This window comes from Aeromicrobium sp. REDSEA-S32_B7 (assembly GCF_001626145.1).
GTDB lineage: Bacteria > Actinomycetota > Actinomycetes > Propionibacteriales > Nocardioidaceae > Aeromicrobium > Aeromicrobium erythreum.
In genome coordinates this window covers 1-3,460 of sequence record NZ_LUNF01000057.1, presented here as the reverse complement: position 1 = coordinate 3,460, position 3,460 = coordinate 1, and the positions used below count along the sequence as shown (strand labels likewise).

Annotated in this window: 3 protein-coding genes and 2 pseudogenes; 2 read left to right on the top strand and 3 right to left on the bottom strand. The window is 69.9% G+C overall.

Annotation, left to right across the window (positions count from 1 at the left end):
• A partial coding sequence (locus A6Q79_RS04425; protein WP_369037986.1) for a carboxymuconolactone decarboxylase family protein occupies nt 1-225 on the top strand: 225 nt, incomplete at its 5' end.
• A gap of 47 nt (nt 226-272) precedes the next feature.
• Nucleotides 273-815: a hypothetical protein gene (locus A6Q79_RS04420; RefSeq protein WP_317696609.1), complete on the top strand. Its 543-nt coding sequence runs from the start codon at nt 273-275 to the stop codon at nt 813-815.
• Nucleotides 816-825: 10 nt separating this feature from the next.
• On the opposite strand, the gene trmB is transcribed toward A6Q79_RS04420, so the two are convergent.
• The 3 genes and pseudogenes from trmB to fusA all read right to left on the bottom strand — a co-directional run.
• Nucleotides 826-1,554: a tRNA (guanosine(46)-N7)-methyltransferase TrmB gene (gene trmB, locus A6Q79_RS04415; RefSeq protein ID WP_317696606.1), complete on the bottom strand. Its 729-nt coding sequence runs from the start codon at nt 1,552-1,554 to the stop codon at nt 826-828.
• A gap of 243 nt (nt 1,555-1,797) precedes the next feature.
• A pseudogene (locus A6Q79_RS04410) lies at nt 1,798-2,903 on the bottom strand (elongation factor Tu).
• Between the two features lie 67 nt (nt 2,904-2,970).
• Nucleotides 2,971-3,460: pseudogene (fusA, locus tag A6Q79_RS04405) on the bottom strand (elongation factor G); the annotation flags it as partial.

The following is a 3,460-nucleotide window of genomic DNA, read 5'->3' as shown; positions in this document are numbered from 1 at the left end:
CAGCGCGAGCGCCTGGCCGCGGAGTACGCCGAGCGGTTCGCCACCGAGCACCACGGGCTCGACGAGGAGTTCTGGGCGCGGTTCAAGGCGGCGTACTCCGAACGTGAGCTGGTGGAGCTGACCATGTGCCTGGGCTCGTGGATCGCCTTCGGCCGGCTCAACCGCGTCACCGGTCTCGACGAGGTGTGCACCCTCCCCTCCCACGTGCCCGGGGCCTCGCGCTGACCGGTCGGGTCCACGTCCCCGTCGGTCCGCGGGCCTAGCCTGGGCGCATGCACGCTCCGGACCCGGCCTACGACCTGTGGGACTTCGACGACGCGCCGGCGTCGGAGACGCGCTTCCGCGCCGCGGCCCAGGAGTCGGCCCCTCCCCAGCGCGAGGTCCTGCTGACCCAGGTCGCCCGGGCGGTGCCGGCGACCCAGAGGGCGCTGGCCCGCGCACGGGAGTGCCACGACACCCGGGCGCGCGACTGGGACGCCTCCCTGCTCAACAACCTCGGGATGGCACACGTCGAGCGGAACGACTGGAGGGCGGCCCTGGCCGCCTTCGACGCGGCCATGACCGCGCGGGCTCGGATCGGCGAGGACGAGCGCACCCGGGTCGCGAGGTGGACGGTCGGGTGGGCGCTGCGCAACATCGGCAGCATCGACATGGCGCTCGACGTGCAGCAGGCGCTCAAGGAGGACCTCGACGAGCTGGGCCTCGAGGACCCCTACGTCGACGAGGAGCTGGCGCTGCTGGAGTCGTTGATGGCGAACATCGACGACCTCGAGCAGCCCGGAGCCGACGGACAGCCCCGGACTGACGGGGACTGACGGGGACCGCTCAGACGCGGCGGTAGCGAAGGTCGGCGATCTCGCGGTCGACCGCGAGCCCCTTGCGCTCGAACTTCGTCACCGGGCGGTCGGCCCATCGCTCGACGCGGCCGCCCTCGAGAGCCGGCTCGGCGTCGAGGGTCTCGAGCATGTGCTCGGCGTACGGCGCCCAGTCGGTCGCCAGGCGCCACACTCCGCCCGGGCGCAGACGGGAGGCGACCAGGGCCGCGAACTCCGGCTGCACGAGACGACGCTTGTGGTGCCGCGCCTTGGGCCAGGGGTCGGGGAAGAAGGTCCACAGCTCCTCCAGGCCCCCCGGGGCCACCAGGTGCTCCAGCGACCAGACGGCATCGACGGAGCAGAACCGGACGTTGTCCGCCCCGGCTGCCGCGACCTCGGCGAGCGAGGCGGCGACACCCGGACGCCAGACCTCCAGGGCCAGGACGTTGCAGTCGGGGCGCGCAGCAGCAAGGACGCCGGTGGCCTCCCCCACTCCGCAACCGATCTCCACGATCAGCGGCGCGGTGCGGCCGAACCGCTCGGCCAGGTCGAAGTCGGGCTGGTCGACGTCCTCGTCGGGGATCACCCACGCCTCGGCGTACGCGCCCCAGGCCTGCTGCTGGCTGGGCGTGAACCTGCTCCCCCGGCGCGAGTAGCTGAGCACCTCGCGCATCCGGCGACCGTCCTCGGTCAGCTTCTGGTGCGGCCGCGCGGGCGGGACTGAGTGGTTGCTGGTCATGGCCTCGTGGGTCTGTCTCGGCCCGGCTGCTCTCGCCGGCGTGGCTGTCGGGCCGGTGGCCCTGGTCCTCAGGTCCGCGGCCGGGGATCGCCGAGCCGGCGCATCTTCCCGGCGCGGCGCTCCGCGCAGAGGGAAGGATGCGCCCGCTCGGCTCCGGTCGCTACGTGACGGCTGATCCACGGCGAAGGGCCCCGCGGACTGCGCTGCGCGCAGCCCACGGGGCCCTCACCGTGGATCAGTCGATCACTTGGTGATCTTGGTGACGCGGCCGGCGCCGACGGTGCGGCCGCCCTCGCGGATCGCGAACCGCAGACCCTCGTCCATGGCGATCGGCTGGATCAGCTCGACCGTCATCTCCGTGTTGTCACCCGGCATGACCATCTCGGTGCCCTCGGGGAGGGTCACGACGCCGGTCACGTCCGTGGTGCGGAAGTAGAACTGCGGGCGGTAGTTGTTGAAGAACGGCGTGTGACGGCCGCCCTCGTCCTTCGAGAGGATGTAGACCGAGGCCTCGAAGTTGGTGTGCGGGGTCGTGGTGCCCGGCTTGGCCAGGACCATGCCGCGCTCGACGTCCTCGCGCTTGGTGCCGCGGAGCAGCAGACCGACGTTCTCACCGGCCTGGCCCTCGTCGAGCAGCTTGCGGAACATCTCGACACCGGTGACGGTGGTCTTGGCGGAGGTGTCGCGGATACCGAGGATCTCGATCTCCTCACCCACCTTGACGATGCCGCGCTCGATACGACCGGTGACGACGGTGCCACGACCGGTGATCGTGAAGACGTCCTCGACGGGCATGAGGAACGGCTTGTCGGTGTCGCGCTCGGGCTGCGGGATGTAGGAGTCCACCGCGTCCATGAGCTCGCCGATCGAGTCGGCCCACTTCCCTCCATCTCGACGAGCTCGATGAGCTCCTCGTCGTCGACCATGTCGCACTTGTTCAGGGCGACGACCAGGGCGGGCACGCCGACCTGGCGGGCGAGCAGCACGTGCTCACGGGTCTGCGGCATCGGGCCGTCGGTGGCGGCGACCACGAGGATCGCGCCGTCCATCTGAGCCGCGCCGGTGATCATGTTCTTGATGTAGTCGGCGTGACCGGGGCAGTCGACGTGGGCGTAGTGACGCGCCTCGGTCTGGTACTCGATGTGGGCGATCGAGATGGTGATGCCGCGCTGGCGCTCCTCGGGGGCCTTGTCGATGGAGTCGAAGGGCGACTCCTCGTTGAGGTCCGGGTGCTTGTCGTGCAGCACCTTCGAGATCGCCGCGGTCAGCGTGGTCTTGCCGTGGTCGATGTGACCGATGGTGCCGATGTTGACGTGCGGCTTGTTCCGCTCGAACTTCGCCTTAGCCACTGGGGGCTCCTCCTGGTGTGGTTGTTACTTGACTCGTGGTTGAACTACGTGGTGCCGAGGGCTGGGACTACTCGCCCCGTGCCTTCTTGACGATCTCGTCGGCGATGTTCGAAGGAACCTCGGCGTACGAGTCGAACTCCATCGAGTACGACGCCTGGCCCGAGGTCTTCGACCGCAGGTCACCGACGTACCCGAACATCTCCGACAGCGGCACGAGGGCCGACACGACGAGGTCGCCGTGGGACTCCTCCTGCGCCCGGACCTGACCGCGACGGGAGTTGATGTCGCCGATGACGGTACCCAGGAAGGACTCCGGGGTGGTCACCTCGACGGCGAACATCGGCTCCAGCAGCACGGGCTTGGCCATGCGGGCGGCCTCCTTGAAGGCCTGGTTGCCGGCGATCTTGAACGCGAGCTCCGAGGAGTCCACGTCGTGGTAGGCGCCGTCCTCGAGGGTGACCTTGACGTCCACCATCGGGTAGCCGGCGAGGACACCGAACTGCATGGCGTCCTGACCACCCTGGTCGACCGCATGAAGCGGGAGTTCAAGGTCGAGG